Raw genomic sequence first — 19,831 nt, 5'->3', positions numbered from 1 at the left:
ACAAGGATCCTGACCGCGAAGCGCGCCGCAGGCGGCGGGCGACCTACAACCGCTGCGGCGGAGTGCGGCACCGACTTCGGGCTCGCCCTCCTCAGGTATGACCTCGCCGTCGGCGATCGCGTAGAGGTGTTCGACACGGGCCTTCTTGGCCGCTTAGTCGGGGTCGCGGGAGGTCTTCCAGGTCTTCAGGCGTTGAAAAGAGACGCCTTCCTCGCGGAGCAGGATGCGCAGGCCCTCGTGGCTGATCTCGTCGACCACATCTTCTTGATCTCGCGCCGCTCAGGCAGGGTGAAGGTCTTCGGCCGACCGCCCTTGTACTTCGGACACAGGGAGTCGAAGCCGTCGGTGTTGAAGTTGTGGATCACATCGCGGACCCGGTCATCGCTGGTGAACGTCACTTCGGCGATCTTCGCCACCGGCATGCCCTGCGCGGACAGCAGGATCATCTGGGCCCGCCGCCAGGTCACTACCGACCCGGTGCCCCGGCGGATGATCCGAAGCAGCCGTCTGCCCTCGTCATCGTCGATCTCGCGTACACGTACTCGTTCCGCTGCCCGGACAGCGTGAAGGACCCGCGCCGCCCGGCACAGCACCGAGGCGGCGCGTCACATCACCACAGGGCAAACGTTGCCTGATGCGGCACTAGTTCCCGGAGACGGTGACCTTCTGGTCGTTGTTCAGCTCGTTCACCAGCGTCTTCACCTTGGCCTTGTCCCAGACGAGGTTGCCGCCGACGGAGCCGGAGATCGGCATGTTCAGGGACGTGCCGTCACCGCCCTGGACGCCCTTCATCGCCCAGAACATCGAGGCCAGGTCCCACAGGGACATGTCCTTGTCGACGATCAGGGAGTCCAGGCCCGCGCCCATCACCGGGTAGAACTTGAACGGGTTCAGGACGGTCGAGGGGGTGGCGACCTGGTGGGCCAGCGCCGACAGGAACTTCTGCTGGTTCTTGGTCCGCTGCAGGTCGGAGGCGGCGAAGGCGTGCCGGGTGCGGACGAAGGCGAGGGCCTGCGCGCCGTTCAGCGTCTGCTTCCCGGCCTTGAAGTCGGCGCCGGAGTAGGAGTCCTTGAAGCCCTTGTCGATGTCGATGGTGACCCCGCCGACCGCGTCCACGATGTTGGCGAAGCCCTGGAAGCCGATCTCCACGTAGTGGTCGATGTGCAGGCCGGTGTTGGCCTCGATCGTGCGGACCAGCAGGGTCGGGCCGTCCTCGGCGTAGGTCGCGTTGAGCTTCTCCTGCCGGCCGGTGGCCGGGTACATCTTCCCGGAGGTGCCCTTGAACGACGGGACGGTCACGTTGGAGTCGCGCGGCAGTGAGATCAGCGTGTCGCCGTTGTCGCCGACGTGCAGGATCATCATCGAGTCCGTGCGCTTGCCCTGGGCGGAGCCGGTGTGCAGCTTCCTCTCGTCCGCCTTGGACATGCCCTCGCGGCTGTCCGAGCCGACGATCAGGTAGTTGGTGCCGGAGCCCGAGGCGGGCCGGTCGATGACCGTGGCCAGGTCGACCTCGCGGCGCAGCTTGGAGTCGGCCCAGAAGTAGGTCGCGACCGAGGTGACGACCATGACGGTCGCCAGGGTGATCGCGGTCCACTTGATCCGGCGCCGCCAGTTCGGGGCAGGGCGCGGGCCTCTCGTGCGCGACCCCTCCGGGCCGCCCGGGCCGCCGCCCGAGCCGCCGTAGACCTGGCCCGTGTTGTAGCCGCTGTCGTACTCGCCGTAGCCGTCGTCGTAGCCCTGGCCGTCGACGTACGACGGCTGCTGCGGGACTCCACCGCCGTACGGCGGTGCCGACGGGCCGGGCCGGCCGTAGGAGCGCTGGCCGGGCGGTACCGCCGGGCCGCGCTGCACCTGGCGCATCACGCGGGCGCCTTCCGGCTGCGCGCCGGCGCTGCCGCGTCCGTAGCGCGGGTCGCGGTTGTCGTCGGACCATCCCTGGGGCCAGTCATTCATGCGCCCCAGTGTGCAGGGCGCCGACTGGTGTCTTACAAGGCTTGTCGGAAAATCAGGGCGCCGCTGTTGCGAACCCGACACAAATTCCGCGATTGTCGCTTCGGCATAAGGTAGGGGCCATGACAGACCTGGCCCCCGACGCGGAACCGGACATTCCCGGAAAGCCGACGTCCGCCTCCCGCACCACGCTCAGCCACATCATGACCCACAACGACACCAACCTGCTGGGCACGGTGCACGGCGGGGTGATCATGAAGCTGGTGGACGACGCGGCGGGCGCGGTGGCCGGACGGCACTCGGGCGGGCCCGCGGTCACCGCGTCGATGGACGAGATGGCCTTCCTCGAGCCGGTCCGCGTCGGTGACCTGGTCCATGTGAAGGCCCAGGTCAACTGGACCGGCCGGACCTCCATGGAGATCGGCGTCCGGGTCCTGGCCGAACGCTGGAACGAGTCGGCGCCGCCCACCCAGGTCGGCTCGGCCTACCTGGTCTTCGCGGCCGTGGACGCCGACGGCAAGCCGCGCCGGGTGCCGCCGGTCCTCCCCGAGACCGACCGCGACCGCCGCCGCTACCAGGAGGCCCAGATCCGCCGCACCCACCGCCTGGCCCGCCGCCGCGCCATCCGCGAGCTGCGCGAGAAGCGGGTGGCGGAGGGCTTCGAGGACTGACCGCGGGTCCGGCTCGTCACGAGCACACGACCTCGTTGCCGCGCACCGCGGCCTGGTCCGGCCGCGCCGGGTTCTCGACCTTCACCTGGCGCACCCGGCGCGCGTCCAGGAAGTCCGCCCCGGCGGTCACCTTCAGCAGCGGTCCCATGCCGGGTACGGCGCGCAGCTCGCTGCCGGGCAGGGCCGCGGCCAGGCTGCGGGCCGAGCGGTCCCAGCGGGGGTCGTAGGAGATCACCGTGCGCCGCGCGTTGTGGACGGCCGCGGTGGTCGGCTGGTGGGTGACGGCGAAGCCGGCCGTGCCGAGCGCCGCGTCGAGCCGCTTGGCGACCCCTTCGGTGGCGGTGCCGTTCTCCACCTGGACCCGGATCCGCCGCGGGTCGACCTCGACCGGCGCCGGCACCGGGCCCCGCGGCCGCGGGCGGTCGACGGTGAGCGGCTTGTCGTCGCGCAGGGAGGCGAACAGCCGGGCGGCCGCCGCCTGGTCCCACTTCAGGGTCGAGCCGAGGCCCTTGACCGGGAAGTTCATCTGCCCGATGGGCACGGTGGCGAACTCGGAGGAGGACAGCGAGAAGTTCCGCATCGCCCGGCCGAGGTCGAGCAGTTCGTCGGTGCCGAAGCCCTCGTCCGCCCGGACCGAGCCGAGCACCGCCCGGGTCACGTCCCGGAACTTGATCGGGTTCAGCAGCACCCCGGAGGAGGTGGCCCGCTCGATCAGCGCGGCCAGGAACCGCTGCTGGCGCCTCATCCGGCCCAGATCGCTCGCCCCGTCCACGTGCCGGGCGCGCACGTACTGCAGCGCCTGGCCGCCGCCCAGGGTGTGGGTGCCGGGGGCGAGGTCGAGACCGGTGTACGAGTCCTTCAGCGGTGTCGGGGTGCAGACCCGGACGCCGCCGAGCACGTCGACGGTGCGCATGAAGGTGGTGAAGTCGACCTCCAGATAGTGGTCGATCTTCAGGTGGGTCATGTTCTCGACGGTGCCGATGGTCAGCCGGGGGCCGCCCTCGGCGTAGGCCGCGTTCAGCTTGACGGCGTGCGCGGGGTGCCGTCGCCCGGTGCCGGCGTCGACACGCTCGGGCACCTCGGCGTAGGAGTCGCGGGGCAGACTCACCACACTGGCCCGCTCCCGGTCCGCCGAGATGTGCACGATCATCATCGTGTCGGTGCAGTGGCAGGGCTGGCCGCCGAGCCGGAACGCGCGCCGCTCGGCCTCGGTGATCCGGTCGCGGCCGTCGGTGCCGACCAGCAGGACGTTCATGCCGTGCCCGGCGCGGGGCCGGTTCTTCATGTCCTTGAAGGCGTCGACCCGGGCGATCCCGGCGTCCAGGCTGGAGACGACGGCGTGGCCGATGCCGGCCGAGGCGAGCACCACGACGGAGAGCGTGGTCACCGCCCGCATGGCCCAGCGCGGACGCCGGCGCTGCGGGCGCGGTGCGGCCCGCTCGGGCGGCGGTGGCACACGGCGGGGCGGCTGCGGTCGGCGCTGCGGCCGGGCAGGGGACCGTGGCGGGCTGGGCAAAGGGGACACCTCCGGACGACGGCCGTACGTGGGATCCGTGAGCACGGTAGGCCGATACGACCTTCATCCCGCGTCGCAGCCCCGGCGGCGCGCACCGCTGTCCCCCGTTCGCGGTAACGTGAGCCCCCTATGAACGCCAAGCCCGACGTGCGGCTCCCCGCCGTTTCTGTGATCATGCCCGTCCTCAACGAGGAGCGGCATCTGCGCGGAGCCGTCCAAGCGATCCTCGAGCAGGAGTACGCCGGCGAGATGGAGGTCGTGATCGCCCTCGGTCCGTCCACGGACCGCACGGACGAGATCGCCGCCGAGCTCGTACGCGAAGACCCGCGCGTGCACACCGTTCCGAACCCCACCGGCCGCACCCCCGCCGCGCTGAACGCCGCGATCAAGGCGTCGCGCCACCCGGTCGTGGTCCGTGTCGACGGCCACGGCATGCTCTCGCCGAACTACATCGCGACCGCCGTACGGCTCCTGGAGGAGACCGGCGCGCAGAACGTCGGCGGCATCATGCACGCCGAGGGCGAGAACGACTGGGAGCACGCGGTCGCCGCCGCGATGACCTCGAAGATCGGGGTGGGCAACGCCGCCTTCCACACGGGTGGCGAGGCCGGCCCCGCCGAGACGGTGTACCTGGGGGTCTTCCGTCGCGAGGCGCTGGAGCGGCAGGGCGGTTACAACGAGGAGTTCATCCGCGCCCAGGACTGGGAGCTGAACTTCCGCATCCGTGAGGCGGGCGGCCTGATCTGGTTCTCGCCGGAGCTGAGGGTGTCGTACCGGCCGCGGCCGAGCGTGCGCGCGCTGGCCAAGCAGTACAAGGACTACGGCCGCTGGCGTCATGTGGTCGCCCGGTACCACGAGGGCTCCATCAACCTGCGCTACCTCGCCCCGCCGACGGCGGTGTGCGCGATCGCGGCCGGGATCGTCGTCGGCGCGGCGCTGACCCCGTGGGGCTTCGTGATCCCCGGCGGCTACCTGGCGGCGATCGTGGCGGGCTCCGTCCCGGCGGGCAAGGGACTGCCGCTCAAGGCCCGGCTGCAGATACCGGTGGCCCTGGCGACCATGCACATGTCGTGGGGGTGGGGGTTCCTGACGAGCCCGAGGTCGCTGGCGAGGAAGGTCATCGCCTCGCGCCGGCCGGCGGTGCGGGCGGACGTCCCCTGACAGGAGCGGGACCCCGTCACCCTCCCGTCACGACTTGTCGGCCCCGACGGCGGCGGCGTTGCGGACCGCGACGTCGATGCTGTGCCTGATGCGCTGCATCGTCTTCAGGCTGGCTTGGATGTCGCGCTTCTCATAAGCCGATTCGACGGCGAACCACGTTCCCACGACGTTGTTCTTCTTTTTGCACGCGACGTCGGCCGAAGCGGTGGCCAGCTCGTGTTTCGACGGCTTCGGGGAGTTCCAGGCCGGGTCCTTGACCGCGGCTTCGGGGGTCGCGTAGGTGAACCCTTTTTCCTTCATGCAGGCCGACCACGCGGAGAAGGCGGCCCTGAGCCGGGCGTCGGCCATGGACCGCACGTAGTCGTTGAAGTTGATGTCGACCGCTGCGGGGGCATCCTGGATGATTCCTCCGCCTGCGGTCAGTCTTGCTTCCGCCTCTCCCATGCATCCGCCCTTGGGGATCCGGATGCCGTGGTACTTGCCGTCGGCCGGGGGAGTGGCCGCTCCCGGTGGGGTCGGTGCGTCCAGGCCGTGGCCCATGACGATCTCCATGTCCCGGGACAGGGGTTTCCGGGACGGCTTCGACGCATTCTGTGTCAGGCGCTGGGGACCGTGATAACCGTGGCGCGCGGCGAGGACGGGATCGGTCGGGTCGTACCGGTGGGAGGTCTGGTTCCGCTTCTGCCCGTAGTCCGTGGCCGCCGGCTTGAACGTCAACCCGAACCGCTTCATGCACGCGGTCATGAGGGCCGATCTGGCGCCTTCGATCCGGGCGTTCTCCTGCGGGCTGATCAGGTAGTTCTCGATGGGCAGCCGCTGATCGCGGGTGCTGTCGAGCATGGGCACGGCGCCGACCCGCACCGTGGCCGCCGTCCGCTGTGCCGGGGACTTCGGTGTCGCCGACGTACAACCGGTCACCGTGCTGCTCAGCGCTGCGATGACGGCGAGGACCGCGAGTGTGGTCGGGCGTTCCGAGGGCATGTGGGGCGTCCTTCGTTGCTGTTGTGCCGGCGGCGTGCGGGTAGCGGCGCCCCGCCCGAACCGGCGGGGACGCCGCTACCTTCTTGGCTGGTCCTGCAAGGAGCCCTTACGGGCACACGGCATAGAAGTCGAAGCACTGGGACGCGTTGTTGTTCTTCAGCGTGGAGTTCAGGTTGGCTCCGGTGCCGCGCTTGATGTACTGGCTCGGGCCGCTGTTGTTGGAGTTGTAGTAGATCGTCACGCTGTAGTTGGTGTCGAAGTTGTAGACGGATGCGGCGTTGTTCTTGACGTACAGGCCGGCACCGTTTCCGCCGGAGAACTTGTACCAGTTGGGCGCGCCGTAGTTCTCGGGCGTCCGGCTGTTTCCGGCGCCGTCCCAGAACGTGGCGCCCTGGAAGTTGGAGTTGTAGTAGATGCAGGCGCCGATGGTGCTGTTGCAGGTGTCCGCCTGGGCGGCGGGGGCCGCTATGAGACCGACTCCGAGTGCTGCTGCGGTCAGCGCACCGGCAGCGATCTTGTTGCGGATGCCCATGGATTTCTCCTTCATCAAAGGTGGAATTGCGTGGCTGTTGCTTCGGCTAGAGGCGTTCGCCCGCTTGGCGCACTGCCAGTCCGCCACCGCCACGGTGATCTCCCGGGAGGTGGCGGCCGCCGGGTAACAAGTCCGATGCCCGCACGCCGGTCGTGGGGGGAAGGGGGCAGCCGGAGGCACGGTTCAGCCGGCGCCGATCCCGGCCCCGGAGGTGTGGCCGCCGGCCTGTGAAGGTGTGGCGCGGCCGAGAACGGCGATGCCCGCGATGCCGACGGCGAGCAGCTTCGACTTGATGCGCATGTGTGGGGGGCCTTCCCTGCCGGTGTCCTGGATCCGTATGACAGCGCGTCGACTCTGACAGCGGGCGATCCGATCACACGTCTGAATGCACGTCAACTACGTTTGCTCATGGGACCGTTGGTTTCCGCCGTGTCCAGAACGCCGCAGGTCCGCAGCCGATCGGGCTCGGGGGCATCTGATGGGGAGGAAAGCGCGTTAGGTTGCACATCCCGGAAGGGAATCGTAGCAACGGGCTTGTCCCGAAAGGCAGTTGACACCCTGGCAGGTGCATGATCGGATGCGCAAGGGTTTGTCCTGTACGCCCGCGGCAAGCGGTTGCGGGCGTTTCCACTTGCATGGGGGAGAGGGCCAAGTGCGTTCCACAACGCGTCGTCTGGCACGTGCCGGGGTCGTGGTCGGGGGAATCGGCCTTGCGATGGTCGCGGCCACCGGCGTCTCGAATGCCTACACCTACGACGGCAGCGACCCGTCCGCGACGGGGTGCGCCGGCGGCGCCACGACCGTGGAGTCCGCGACCGTCAAGAACAGCCGCGTCACGCTCGGCACCATCGAGCTGCGCTACAGCACCGCCTGCCACACGGCTTGGGCCAGGCTGACGCTCAACCACACTCAGGGCGCCTGCGGCAACGCATCCGCCGGCTACGACTGTGCGCACGCCTTCGTCACCCGCAACAACGACGGCCGCACCTACAGCTGCACCATCTCCGAGGGCCAGACGCAGTGCTACACGCCGATGGTCTACGACAAGGGCATGACCTCGTTCGCCCAGGCGGGGATCGACAACGTCTACGGCTACGCCGACACCCGGACCGCCGCTTACTGAGTCCGCGGACCGGACTCCGGGCCGGACGCCGGCGTCGGTTGCCGACATCGGCCGGTGCCACCACCGCACACGCAGAACGCTCGGCCGGGAGTCCCCGGCCGAGCGTTCGCATGTGACCCCCGGCGTGCCGTGGCGCGCCGGAGGTCAGCCCCCTACCACTGGTAGGGCTTGTACACCGGCATGCACTGCCCCTTGTCCGCGCCGTTGATGGCGTCGGAGTTGCTGGGCAGGTCACCGTCCTTCGGCGTGGACTGCTTCGGGTAACTCGTCCCCGTGCGCCAGTCGGTGCCCACGACCACGGTGACACCGGACACGCCGGTGGACTTCGCCACGGAGCTCATCGGAATGCCGAGCGCCTTGGCGACGGCCTGCGCGTCGCCCTCGAGATCCGCGCTGGGATACCGCACCAGGGTCTCGTTCTCCGACAGTCCCGTGGCAGCGGTGTCGGCCGCCGCCCGGGCGTACCCGTGCTGCTGGAGCGCGCCGGCGATCGCTCCGGCCCGGAGGGGTACCGGGGGCTTCGAGGAGTCCCCGGTGGCGTTCTGCACGAGCACCCCCAGCCGCCCGGCGGGCGTCGAGGGCGTCTTGGCCGGCACGGCCGACGCCGTCTTCTTCTTGGCGGCCGGCTTGCCGTGCTTGTCGAAGGGCACGTCGTCGCGGAGCATCTGCCACATCCTGTCGGCGTTGGCGCCGTCCGGTACGACGTGCTGCTTCGGGGCCTCGGGGTCCGGTACCCAGGGCATCGTCGTCATGGTGATGCGGTCCGTCGGCACCGACTTGAGCTCCATGCCCAGGTCGTAGAGCTTCTTGACCGAGCCGAGCTCCTGCGAGACCCGCAGCGACTTGGTGGCCGCCTCGGCCAGATTCATGAGCCGGCCACTGTCGGTGAAGACGTTCTGCTTCTTCAGCGTACGGAACATCGAGTTCAGGTACATGTGCTGGGCCCTGGCGCGCAGCGGGTCACTGCCCCAGGCGTGCCGCGTGCGCAGCCACTGGAGGGCCTGCTTGTGTTTGATGTTCCACGTGCCGGCCCTCAGCTTCAGGCCGGAGCCGCCGGGCTCCTCCGGCGTCGGCCGGTCCCAGACGTTCTCCTTCACACAGACGTCGACGCCGCCGATGGCGTCCGCCATGTCCACCACGCCCGCGAAGTCGACCATCATCCAGTGGTCGATGTAGACCTTGGTGAGGTTCTCCCAGGCGGCCACCGTGCAGCCGGGTCCGCCGCGGCCCAGTGACATGTTGATGGGGGCGTTGACCGGCGGGTACTTCTGGCCCGTCTTCGGATCCCTGCACCGGGGGATGTCGACCCGGGTGTCGCGCGGGATGCTGACGAACGCGGCGCTCTTGCGGTCCGCGGAGAGGTGGATGAGCATCTGCACGTCGGCGTGCGGCGGGGTGCCGCGGTTCTCCCTGGCGCCGCCGAGCTTCACGTCCTCGTCGCTGTTGCGGCTGTCGGAGCCGATCAGCAGGATGTTCATCGGCGTCTGCCCGGCCGCGTTCGGCTTGGGCTTCTTCGCCTTCGAGTCGCCGCTGAGGAGCTCGCCCTTGCGGATGTTGCCGTTGAGGTGCTGAAGGTAGAGATATCCGGCGCCGGCCGTCCCGAGTATGACGACCGCGAGCACGATCGCGGACCATCGCAGCACTCGCCGTCTGCGCTGCCGCCGAGCGGTCTTCGGGCTCCCCCTGCGCCGTCGGCCGCCGTGCTGTGCGGGCCCTTCCGACGTGTCCGGGCCCCGTCGGCCGCGTTGCGCCGTCTCCTGGTCCGAAGGAGCTTTGCCCCGCACGTTGCTCCGCGTCAACTCCCTGCCCTCCCCACCCTGTGTGTCATGTGACGGGCCCGTCCCGCGCCCAGTTAGACGCACGACGGACCCATTGGGTTACTTGCGAAGTGAACTTGGCGACGCCCGGTGAGAGTCATCCGCGCGAGCAGCCGTGACCCGGCCGCCCGGACTCATGCGATCTTGAGCGCCCCGTCATTGTCCGGTCGGCGGGTAAGAGCTTTCTGAGAGACGCCAGGACGCCACAGACGCAGAGACACCAGAGACACCAGAGACACCAGAGACGCCGGAGACGCAGGAGACAAAGGAGACGCAGGAAGGCCGGAGACCGCGGAGACCTCAGAGACAGAAGAGAGCCGAGTGAGGCAAGGAAGGCAGGAGCCGCACCGGGTCACCGGACGTCTGCGCACAGGGAGGGAGACGTCGTCACCGGCACCCGGTTCGGGTGAGCGTCGGTGCCGCCGACGGTGCCTCGACCGGCAGAAGCACGATCACAGGCACCGTCGCGGCCGCCGGCTCAGCTGGCGCACTTGACCTCGTTCGCCGTGGTCTTGCCGTTGACCCGCGGCGGCTTCCGCGGAGCGGAGAAGGAGACTCCCGCACCCTTGAAGTCCTTGCCGAGGGTCAGCGTGATCTCGGGCAGCCCCTGGGAGTTGGTCACGCTCTTGCCCGGCTTGAGGGCCGATCCCGGAAGACCCATGAGGGCGGCCAGCTCACGGGCCTGGGACGCCTGGGCGGGCGCGTACTCCAGGGTGGTCTTGGCCAGCGCCGCCGGAGCGTTGCCCGCGTTCTCCGACTTGAGCACGCCCTTCTCGTTCTGCAGCCACTGCAGGGTCTCCTGCGCGCTGCCGCTGTCGGCGCCGCCGTTGAGGATGCGCACCCGCACCTCCGAGGCGGCGGACCTGCTGCCCTTGAGGCGCGCGGCCTGGGCGTCCTTGACCGCCTTCTCCTTCTTCTTCACCTCGGTGAAGGAGACGTCGTTCTTGATGGCGTCGAAGACCTGCGGCGCCGCGTTCGGGTCGACGATCACCGTCTTGTGGTGGATGCCGTCGGCCGGGTTGTCGAGCACGGGCACCGTCACGAAGGAGATGTTCTTCGTCGGCACCTTCTTCAGCTCGAGCGCGACATCCTTGAGCGTGCTCACCTTGCCGATGCCCTTGTCGACGGTGAGCGCCTTGGTGGCCGCGTCCGCGAGGTTGAGCAGCTTGGACGGGCTGCTGAGCGTGTCACCGGAGGTCATCTTGCGCATCAGCGAGGCCAGGAACTGCTGCTGCACCTTGATCCGGTCCAGGTCACCGGCGTTGCCCCAGCTGTGACGGGTGCGGACGAACGCCAGTGCCTGCTCGCCCTCCACCTTCGACTTGCCCGCGGGCAGTTTGAGATGCGAGTCCGCGTCGTTCACCGCGTGGGCGAGGCACACGTCGACGCCGCCGACCGCGGTCGTCAGGGTCTTCACGGCATTGAAGTCGACCATCACGAAGTGGTCGGGCGTGATGCCGGTGACCTCTTTCACGGTGCGCATCGTGCACCCGGGGTCGCGGCCCTCCTGGCCCAGGCTCTCGTTGAAGCGCACCTGGTTGGACCCGGGGATGACCTTCTGGGAGCCGTCGGGCTGGATGGTCTGGCAGTCCGGGATGTCCACGACCAGGTCGCGCGGGATGCTCATCGCCGTCGCGTTCGTCCGGTCCTTCGAGACGTGCAGCAGGATGTTGGTGTCGGCGTGCCCCACGCTGTTGGCGTCGCCGTACCCCTTGTTGCCCTTCCCGGTCCGCTTGTCGGTGCCGATGATCAGGATGTTGAAGGCGTCGTCCTTGCTGAAGCCGCTCTTGGCGGCGTTGCCGACGTCCGTCGTGGTGACGTTGCCCTCGAGGTGCCTGAGGTAGAGGTAGCCGGCCGTGCCGACGGCGACCAGCACAAACGCCGTGCCGCCGGCGGTCCACACCAGGACCTTCTTGACCTTGGACTTCTTCTTCACCGGCCGTCGGCTGCGCCGACCCTGCGGCGGCTCCGGCTCGCCGCCCCGGCGTCGGGCCGACCGCGGCGGCGGTACGGTGCCGCCGCGCGAGGGGCGCGGGGCGCTCGTCCCGCCGGGCGCGGAGTCGCTGGGGCGGCGTGGCGCCGCGGCGCCTTCTCGGGAAGCGGGTCTGCGGGGGCCGGGAACCGATTGTTGCGGTGTGGAAGGGCCCAGTCGCAGTTCGTATTCGCCGGTGTTCGGATTGAGCACCCACTGGTCTGCGGGATCGATGTTGTCCGCCCGCCCACGGCCTTGCGCGTCCACGGTTGTCCGTATCCTCCGTCGGGGCCACGCGGCGCCTTCCCCCTCAAAGGCGCTCGGGTCTCGGTGAATCAGTGCACGACCCCAGGACTGACCTCGCGGCCGGGTGCACCGGATCACTCACACTATCCGCCCAGTGCAGCGTCAAGCGACGCCGGTGACAAATTCCACCTTCCTACAAGTGGGCAATCCCCCTCATATTCCTGAACAGAAGTTCGCCGACTTGGTGAACGCCTTACGCACAGATGTGTTCGGCGGCGGTGTTCCCACTGAACGTGGGAGTGGGCGAAGGGGCGTGCGAAGGCCCGTTGTCGGACGTCTTGTCCGGACCGACCTTCGCCACGGCCACCGGCTGGTCCGTGCGCAGGCGGGCGAACAGCTTCTCGGCCTCCGGCTCCACGAGTTGGTCGCGATCGGAGTCGTAGACGTACGACTCCCTGGGCACCGTCAGGAACTGCACATGTTCGGTGGGGATCGTGCGCAGTCCGCGGACCAACTGGTACAAGCCACGCAGACTCGCCAGTTCCGGGTCGGTGGTCAGTGAGGACGTCGCCGCGTCCAGCACCGGATACAGCTTCGCCGGGTTCAGCAGCACGTCGTTGCTCTGCACCTTGTTCACCAGCGCGCCGAGGAACCGCTGCTGGCGCTCCATGCGTTCGGTGTCGCTGCCGTCGCCGAGCGACTTGCGCACCCGTACGTACCCGAGGGCCTGCTCCCCGTCGAGCGTCACCCTGCCCGCGGGCAGCTTCAGCCGGGCCGCCCTGTCGTCGATCGGCTCCTTCAGGCACACCTGGACGCCGTCGACGGCGTCCACCATGTCCTTGAATCCACTGAAGTCGACCACCATGTGATGGTCGATCCGGATGTCCGTCAGCTTCTCGACGGTACGGATCGTGCACGCCGAACCGCCCACCTGGAAGGCGTGGTTGAACATCGCGAACATCGGCCCGCTGCGGGTGCCGTCCTGTTGCCGGCAGCCGGGGATGTCCACCATCAGGTCCCGGGGCAGCGAGACCGCGGTGGCGCTGCGCCGGTCGGCGGCCAGGTGGAGCAGGATCGTCGTGTCCGACCGCTCGCTGCCGACGTCGCGCCCGTACGCGCCGTTGCCGTCCCCGGCCCGTGTGTCCGAGCCGATCAGCAGGATGTTCTGCGCGCCCCGCACCAGCGCGGTAGGCCGTTCCCGCTCGTACCGGGCCAGCTCGGCGGCGGCCGCTTCGTCGGGCGTGATGTTCGCGCTCAGCTTGGCGTACACGGCCCATCCGGCCCCGGCCGCCGCCGCGAGGAGCAGGGCTCCGCCGAGTGCCGTCCCCCTGACCCACCGCCGCCGACGCCGCCGCGCGAGCCCCTCCCCGGTCGCGGAGGACCCGAGACCGGGACCGAGGGGCACACCTGCGCTGTCGGCCACGTCCGGTCCACCCCTCCCTGGCGTACGAGCGTCACGTCCTGCCCTTACGACGATGGCCCGCAGGCGACGGGACGGCGCCCTGTGCTGCTCCGTGTGGGGGACGGGGTGCCGGGTCTCGCGGGCAGGGCGTCGTGACGCCGGGTGCGGGCTTCGGCGGCCTGCCTGCGTGCTCTGGTGGCGAGGGCGGTGCTCCGTGCTGCTGGTCGGGCTCGGGGCTTGTTCGCCCGACGCTGGGCGGCGGGGCCCGCGCCGTGCCGGGCCGGGAGGGTGCGGCGGCCTGCCTGCGGGTGGCGTGGTGATGCTCCGGTGGGGTGGGCCGCCGTGCCCTGTGCTGCTCCGGACGGGCTACGGCGGCTCCTGGCCCCCTCAGTGGCGGGACGCGGTCACCCGTTCGGTCTCGATCCGCTGGGCGAGGCGCTCCTCGTCCAGGTTTTCCAGGTTGCGGCACAGCACCACGGAGCCCCCGACGGCGAGCGGCGCGTACAGCCCCGCGCTGAGCCCTTCCCAGGTGTCGTACGGCAGCCCGGACAGCAGCCGCGAACCGGGCCCCGTCAGGTCGAGCGACGGCGCGTCACCCAGGGCCCGCTCCACCACCTCGGCCGCGCTGAACTCGGCCCCGGCCACGATCAGCGCCGGCTCCTCAGGGTCCACCGGCGCGAACGGCGCGAACCGGTCGCCCTGACCCGGCACTTCCACGGCGTAGTCCACAAACCCGGCCGGGGGCTCGGGAAAACGCCCGCCGAGCGGCCGCAGCGCGAGAGCGACCCGCTCCCCGCGGCAGGCCCGCGCCGCCTCCAGCGCGTCGGGCCCGCTGACGACGACGTCGGCGGAGGCCGGGTCGCCGGCCACGTCCGCCACCGCCCCCACCGACGAACACGCCAGCAGCCACACGGCCGTCTGCCAGTGCGCGGGCAGCAGCAGCGCGACCCGGTCACCGGGGCCGGCGGACAGGTCGCCCTGGAGGAGGTTCGCGGTCTTGGCCACCCAATTGGCGAAGGTGGCCACGGACAGTTCGACGCGTTCGCCCGTGGCGTCGTCGTAGAAGGTCACCAGCGGGCGGCCGGGATCCGCGGCGAGCGCGGAACGCAGCAGGTCGGCAGGGGTGCGATCGGTGGCTTTCACCCGCGCAAGCGTACGCCGCGGCGACCGCTCGCACCGAGCCGCGGGGCCACCGGTTCGGCGGAACGGCCCTCCGACGGTCCGTCAGTTTCCGTTGGCGGGTACGTATGACCATGTCCAAGATCATGGTCATGCGTGGATATTTCAGCCCCTCGACCGGCCCGATCGGCGTCCTCGGCGTCACCGCGATCGGGGTCACGTGCGCGGCCACCCTCGCACTGCCCCTGACCCTGCCCGCGACCGCCGTACCGGGGCAGGCGAACCGGACGGCCGCCATGGGCCGGGCGGCCGCGACGGCCCGGGTCGCGGGCAGCACCCAGTCGCTGCCCCTCGCCCCGCTCTCCCGGGGGCGGGTGCACGGCGGGGCCGCCGAACAGGGCCTGCACCGCGTCGGCGTACGGCACTTCGCGCTGCTCGGCGTGGTCTGGAACGACCCCCGTACCGAACTGCGCGGCCACGTCCAGGTCCGTACCCGCGCCGCCGGATCGGGCCACTGGTCCGGCTGGCAGGACGTCGAGACGCACAACGAGGACCACGGCGCCGACCCCGGATCGCCGGAACGCGCCAAGGGCCGTACGCGCGGAGGCACGGCCCCGCTGTGGGTGGGCGACTCCGACGGCGTGGAGGTGCGGGTCCGGGCGGACACGACCGGGACCGGGAGCCGTGCCGGTGCCGGGCGCGCGGGCTCGCCCCTGCCGTCCGGGCTGCGCCTGGAACTGGTCGACCCCGGGGACGGACCCCCGCCGCCGCCCCGCAGTCCGTCCGGCCCGGGCGGCCCTACGGCTGACGCCGCGGCCGCGACGGCCGCCGCCTACGGCGCCAACACCGACCTCGTGCCCTACGGCGCCCTGCAGATCCCCGAACTGGACCGTCAGGCCACCGAACAGGAGGCGAGCCGTCTCGCGGAAGCGGCGGGAGCAGCGAGTGCCGAGGGGGTCGAGGGTGCTGCCGAGGGAGGCGAGGACGCGGGGGCGCGGGCCAAGCCGTACATCGGGCCGCGCCCGCGGATCGTCACGCGCCGCGGCTGGGGCGCCGACGAGTCACTGCGCAAGGGCGGGTTCGTCTACACGAAGAAGGTCAAGGCGGCCTTCGTCCACCACACCGCCACGGGCAACAAGTACACCTGCGCCCAGGCCCCTTCGGTCATCCGCGGTATCTACCGCTACCACGTCAAGAGCATGGGCTGGCGGGACATCGGCTACAACTTCCTCGTCGACAAGTGCGGAACCCTCTACGAGGGCCGGGCCGGCGGCGTGTCGAAGGCGGTGCTCGGCGCGCACACCCTCGGGTTCAACACGAACACCATGGGCATCGCCGTGATCGGCAGCTATGGCTCCACCAAGCCGTCCGGCGCCGCCGTGACTGCAGTCGCCCGGCTCGCCGCCTGGAAGCTCGGACTCTACGGCGCGAATCCGAAGGGAAAGACATATCTGACGTCGGGAGGTGGCAATCTCTACCCAAAGGGTAAGAACGTACGACTGAACGTGATCTCCGGCCATCGGGACGGGTATGCCACCGCATGCCCCGGCAAGCGGCTCTACGCCAAGCTCGGCACGGCCCGCTCCAGCGCGGCGCGATACCAGGGGCGTTGAGGGCCGCCCCGGGCCGCCGGGGGGTCGGGGGCACGTTCACCGCCGTCGGGGGGACGGGTGGGGTACGGCTGGGGGAAACCGCACGCCGATCTCGCGGGGCACGCGCGGCCATCGAGGGCACCGTCGCACGGTCTGCATACACTGACCGGCCGAAACGAGTAGAACGAGCAGATCGGCCGGTCCCGGCAGGAAGCAGAGACGACAGGTGACAGAAGCGATCCTCCTGGTCGGCGGTAAAGGCACCCGGCTGCGTCCGCTCACGGTGCACACGCCGAAGCCCATGGTGCCGGCGGCCGGTGTGCCGTTCCTGACGCACCAGCTGGCCAGGGCGAGGGCGGCGGGCGTGGAGCACATCGTCCTCGCGACGAGCTACCTCGCCGAGGTCTTCGAGCCGTACTTCGGCGACGGTGCCGCTCTCGGACTGCACATCGAGTACGTCACCGAGGAGGAGCCCCTCGGCACCGGGGGAGCCATCCGCAACGTGGCCTCGCGGCTGCGCTCGGGGCCGGACGACCCGGTGCTGATCTTCAACGGCGACATCCTCACGGGGCTGGACATCCGGGCCCTGGTCGACACCCACGAGTCGACGGGCGCGGACGTCTCCCTGCACCTGACGAAGGTGACGGACCCGCGCGCCTACGGTCTGGTTCCGACCGACGCGACGGGCAGGGTGCTGGCCTTCCTGGAGAAGCCGCAGACGCCGGAGGAGATCGTCACCGACCAGATCAACGCGGGGGCGTACGTCTTCCGGCGCTCGGTGATCGACACGATTCCGGCGGGCCGCCCGGTGTCGGTGGAGCGCGAGACGTTCCCCGAGCTGCTGGCCGCCGGCGCGCATCTGCAGGGCATGGTCGACTCCACCTACTGGCTGGACCTCGGCACCCCGGCCGCCTTCGTCCGCGGGTCGGCCGACCTCGTCCTCGGCCGGGCCCCGTCTCCGGCCGTCCCCGGCCGTTGCGGCGACCGTCTGGTCCTTCCCACGGCCCGGGTGGCGCCGGACGCGAAGCTGACGGGGGGCACGGTGGTCGGCGAGGGCGCCTTCGTCGCCGAGGGCGCGCACGTCTTCGGCTCGACCATCCTCGCCGGCGCCGTCATCGAGCCCGGTGCCGTCATCACCGACTCCCTCATCGGCGCCCGTGCCCGGGTCGGCGAACGCTCCGTCCTCACCGGCACGGTCATCGGCGACGGCGCGGTGATCGGCGCCGACAACGAACTCCGCGAGGGCGCCCGCATCTGGTGCGACGCCCGCATCCCGGCGGGAGCGGTGCGCTTCTCCTCCGACCAGTAGAACCCAGCCCCCCAGCCGACCCCGTGGGCCGTGCCCCGGCCCCATCGACACCCGACCCAGCGACGAGCAACCGCCCCGCCCCGCAGCTGCGACCGCCGCCCCACCGCAGTGGCGACCAGCCGTGCTGCTGGGGCGGCGCCCACCCGGCAGCGGCAGGGCTGCCGTCGTAGCTGCGGGCACTCGTGCCGCTGGGGCGGCGCCCATCGGGCAGCGGCGGCTGTGGTGCCGGAGGGTTGCGGGCAGTCGTGCCGCTGGGGCCGTGCCCACCCGGCAGCGGCCGTACTGCCGACGCAGCGGCGAGCAGCCGTGCTGTTGGGGCGGCGCCCACCCGGCAGCGGCGGCCGTGCTGCGCACGTAGGTGCGGGCACTCGTGCCGCTGGGGCGGCACGGGTGGGCGGTGGGGGGTGCCCCGCTCGAGGGAAGCCGAGCGTGGGGGAGGCACCCTGCTTGCGCGGGCAAGTGACACCCTCCCCCGCCCAGCCACCACCGGGCACGGTAACCGCACCCTCACAGCAACCCGATGTCCACCCGAGGCATCTTCGGCGCCCTCCGCGCCGGCACCTGCCCGCTCAGCAGGATCAACCGCGCCGCCCGATGCCGCTGCCCCGCATACGGCTCGAGCAACTCCAGCATCACGGAGTCATCGGCATACCGATCCCCCGCCAACGCCCACCCCACGATCCCCGGCAGATGCAGATCCCCCACGGTCACCGCATCCGCCGCCCCATGACTGCGCTGCACCACCTCCGCCGACGTCCACGGCCCGATCCCCGGCACGACCTCCAACCGCGCCCGAGCCTCCACCGCCGGCATCCCCACCGCCTGCTCCAGCCGCGCAGCGACCCGCACCGCACGCAGAATCGTCGACGCCCGCTTGTCGTCGACCCCGGCCCGATGCCACTCCCAGGACGGAATCAGCGCCCACGTCCGCGGCGCCGGCATCACCCACATCGGCCGCTCGAACGCTCCCGCGGGCCCCGGCGCCGGCTCCCCGAACCTCCGCACCAGCAACCGCCACGCCCGATACGCCTCGTCGGTCGTGACTTTCTGCTCCAGCACCGACGGAATCAGCGACTCCAGCACCAGTCCCGTGCGCGTCAGCCGGAGCCCGGGCCTGCGGTGGTGCGCCAGTGCCACCACCCGGTGCCGGGGTACGAACGCCCCGGGATCGTCGGCGGCACCGAGCAGCTCGGGCAACTGCTCCAGCAGCCACTCGGCCCCCGGCCCCCACGCCTGCGCGCGCACCTCGCCGCCGTAGCCGTACACCCGCAGCGTGCCGGGCCCGGCGGGCGTCAGGGTGGCGCGCCACACGGAGCCGTCGCGCGTCGCGCGGAACGTCGGATCGGCGGGGCCGCGCCGCAGCGGCCCCAGCACCAGCCCGAGGTCCAGCGGCCCGTCCGGCACCCACCGCCGTACCCGCGCGGGCCCGGCCGCCTGCCGCGGCACCCCGCCGGACAGCGCGACCTCCCCACCGCGCACGGTCGTACGCGTGGGCCGGGGAGCGAAACGTCCTGCCACGGATCACGTCCTCGAGGTGCTGATGTCGGAGTCGATGCCACTGCTGCTGCCCTGCGGCTGCTGCCCGACGGCTGCCGTCCGGCTGCTGCTGTCCTGCGCTGCCCTACGAGACTAGAGGTTGTCCCGTATGGCATGTGAGTTATCGGGTGAGGGCCAGGTTGTGGAGTCGGGCGATGCCGAGCATCGCTTGGTGAACGCCGCGGCCTTTGAGTCGGCAGTCCCGCAGGATCTTCCAGTTCTTCAGCCGGGACAGAGCGTGTTCCACCCGGGCTCGCGCCCGGCGGTGGACGGCGTTCTCCGCTTCCTGCTGTCGGCTGAGGTGCATCTGACCTCGTCGTTTGCGGTGCGGGATGAGCAGGCCGGTGCCCTGGTATCCACCGTCGGCGATGGTCGGTGCACCGCGGCAGGCCCGGTCGACGCCGGACTCCGTGAACGCCCGGCAGTCGTTGCGGCTGCCGGGCAGCGGCAGGCCGATCGCCACCACCAGGCGGCTGTTGGCGTCGATCACGACCTGCAGGTTGGTCGAGTACCGGTAGTTCTTGCTGGACGCGGCCACGCTGCGATCACGGGTGGGCACCAGGGTGCCGTCGACGATGTAGACGGTGTCCTTGCGCGGCCGCCGGGCCGGCGAGATGGCCAGCAAGGGCGCGAGGTGATCGAGGATGCGGTCGGCCGCGGACTTCGAGACCCCGAACAACGGCGCCACCTGCCGCAACGTCAGGTTCGTGCGCCAGTACGTCGCCACCAGCAACACCCGGTCCTCCAGTGGCAGCCGCCAGGGACGGCCGCGCTGAACGTCACCACCGCGACGCCGCACCAATGCCACCAGCCTGGTGAACTGCGACTCGCTCAGCCCGGAGAACGGCTCGATCCACTTCGGATCATCCGCTGAGATCACCCCACCCATGCCCAGCCAACGCAC

The 19,831-nt window shown here is 70.7% G+C and carries 15 protein-coding genes and 1 pseudogene; 5 read left to right on the top strand and 11 right to left on the bottom strand.

Translation table 11 applies throughout. The annotated features are described in order from the left end of the window. Positions 1 to 72: 72 nt before the first annotated feature. A pseudogene (locus ACZ404_RS26015) lies at positions 73 to 590 on the bottom strand (helix-turn-helix domain-containing protein); the annotation flags it as partial. Between the two features lie 52 nt (positions 591 to 642). Next, a complete protein-coding gene (locus ACZ404_RS26010) occupies positions 643 to 1,953 on the bottom strand; it encodes an LCP family protein (RefSeq protein WP_468443838.1) in 1,311 nt (436 codons plus the stop codon). A gap of 119 nt (positions 1,954 to 2,072) precedes the next feature. Between ACZ404_RS26010 and ACZ404_RS26005 the strand changes: the two genes are divergently transcribed. Further along, complete coding sequence (locus ACZ404_RS26005) at positions 2,073 to 2,621, top strand: acyl-CoA thioesterase (protein ID WP_468443836.1); 549 nt, start codon at positions 2,073 to 2,075, stop codon at positions 2,619 to 2,621. A gap of 16 nt (positions 2,622 to 2,637) precedes the next feature. On the opposite strand, the gene ACZ404_RS26000 is transcribed toward ACZ404_RS26005, so the two are convergent. Beyond that, on the bottom strand, positions 2,638 to 4,137 hold the full coding sequence (locus ACZ404_RS26000; RefSeq protein WP_468443834.1) for an LCP family protein: 1,500 nt from the start codon (positions 4,135 to 4,137) through the stop codon (positions 2,638 to 2,640). A 129-nt stretch (positions 4,138 to 4,266) separates the two neighbouring features. Between ACZ404_RS26000 and ACZ404_RS25995 the strand changes: the two genes are divergently transcribed. Continuing rightward, positions 4,267 to 5,298 carry a glycosyltransferase family 2 protein gene (locus ACZ404_RS25995; RefSeq protein ID WP_468443832.1) on the top strand — a complete coding sequence of 344 codons (1,032 nt, stop codon included), beginning with the start codon at positions 4,267 to 4,269 and terminating at the stop codon, positions 5,296 to 5,298. Positions 5,299 to 5,325: 27 nt separating this feature from the next. Here ACZ404_RS25995 and ACZ404_RS25990 read toward each other — a convergent pair whose 3' ends face one another. Both ACZ404_RS25990 and ACZ404_RS25985 read right to left on the bottom strand, forming a co-directional pair. After that, a complete protein-coding gene (locus ACZ404_RS25990; RefSeq protein WP_468443830.1) occupies positions 5,326 to 6,279 on the bottom strand; it encodes a hypothetical protein in 954 nt (317 codons plus the stop codon). Positions 6,280 to 6,385: 106 nt separating this feature from the next. Beyond that, positions 6,386 to 6,811 (bottom strand): peptidase inhibitor family I36 protein, encoded by a 426-nt coding sequence (locus ACZ404_RS25985; RefSeq protein ID WP_468443829.1) that lies wholly within the window; start codon positions 6,809 to 6,811, stop codon positions 6,386 to 6,388. Positions 6,812 to 7,463: 652 nt separating this feature from the next. Between ACZ404_RS25985 and ACZ404_RS25980 the strand changes: the two genes are divergently transcribed. Further along, entirely contained in the window at positions 7,464 to 7,934 is a 471-nt protein-coding gene (locus tag ACZ404_RS25980) for a DUF2690 domain-containing protein (protein ID WP_468443827.1), read from the top strand. Positions 7,935 to 8,086: 152 nt separating this feature from the next. Here the strand turns inward: ACZ404_RS25980 and ACZ404_RS25975 are convergent, their stop codons facing one another. The 4 genes from ACZ404_RS25975 to ACZ404_RS25960 form a co-directional block, all read right to left on the bottom strand. Further along, positions 8,087 to 9,718 (bottom strand): LCP family protein, encoded by a 1,632-nt coding sequence (locus ACZ404_RS25975; protein WP_468444237.1) that lies wholly within the window; start codon positions 9,716 to 9,718, stop codon positions 8,087 to 8,089. Between the two features lie 511 nt (positions 9,719 to 10,229). Beyond that, on the bottom strand, positions 10,230 to 11,990 hold the full coding sequence (locus ACZ404_RS25970) for an LCP family protein (protein ID WP_468443825.1): 1,761 nt from the start codon (positions 11,988 to 11,990) through the stop codon (positions 10,230 to 10,232). Between the two features lie 232 nt (positions 11,991 to 12,222). Further along, positions 12,223 to 13,392 (bottom strand): LCP family protein, encoded by a 1,170-nt coding sequence (locus tag ACZ404_RS25965; protein WP_468443823.1) that lies wholly within the window; start codon positions 13,390 to 13,392, stop codon positions 12,223 to 12,225. Positions 13,393 to 13,758: 366 nt separating this feature from the next. After that, on the bottom strand, positions 13,759 to 14,514 hold the full coding sequence (locus ACZ404_RS25960) for a TIGR03089 family protein (protein WP_468443821.1): 756 nt from the start codon (positions 14,512 to 14,514) through the stop codon (positions 13,759 to 13,761). A gap of 110 nt (positions 14,515 to 14,624) precedes the next feature. On the opposite strand from ACZ404_RS25960, the gene ACZ404_RS25955 reads away from it, so the two are divergent. Both ACZ404_RS25955 and manB read left to right on the top strand, forming a co-directional pair. Next, a complete protein-coding gene (locus ACZ404_RS25955; RefSeq protein ID WP_468443819.1) occupies positions 14,625 to 16,103 on the top strand; it encodes a peptidoglycan recognition protein family protein in 1,479 nt (492 codons plus the stop codon). A 205-nt stretch (positions 16,104 to 16,308) separates the two neighbouring features. Further along, positions 16,309 to 17,391 (top strand): mannose-1-phosphate guanylyltransferase, encoded by a 1,083-nt coding sequence (manB, locus tag ACZ404_RS25950; protein WP_468443817.1) that lies wholly within the window; start codon positions 16,309 to 16,311, stop codon positions 17,389 to 17,391. 507 nt (positions 17,392 to 17,898) lie between these two features. Here manB and ACZ404_RS25945 read toward each other — a convergent pair. Together ACZ404_RS25945 and ACZ404_RS25940 are read right to left on the bottom strand one after the other, a co-directional pair. Further along, positions 17,899 to 18,909, bottom strand: coding sequence for a DNA-3-methyladenine glycosylase family protein (locus ACZ404_RS25945; RefSeq protein WP_468443815.1), 1,011 nt, complete (start codon positions 18,907 to 18,909; stop codon positions 17,899 to 17,901). A 139-nt stretch (positions 18,910 to 19,048) separates the two neighbouring features. After that, positions 19,049 to 19,816, bottom strand: coding sequence for a transposase (locus ACZ404_RS25940; protein WP_468444235.1), 768 nt, complete (start codon positions 19,814 to 19,816; stop codon positions 19,049 to 19,051). Positions 19,817 to 19,831 lie beyond the last annotated feature (15 nt).

It is taken from the genome of Streptomyces sp. NPDC030798 (assembly GCF_055572275.1).
The sequence above is the reverse complement of the archived record's forward strand: the minus strand, read 5'-3'. Positions and strand labels throughout refer to the sequence as shown.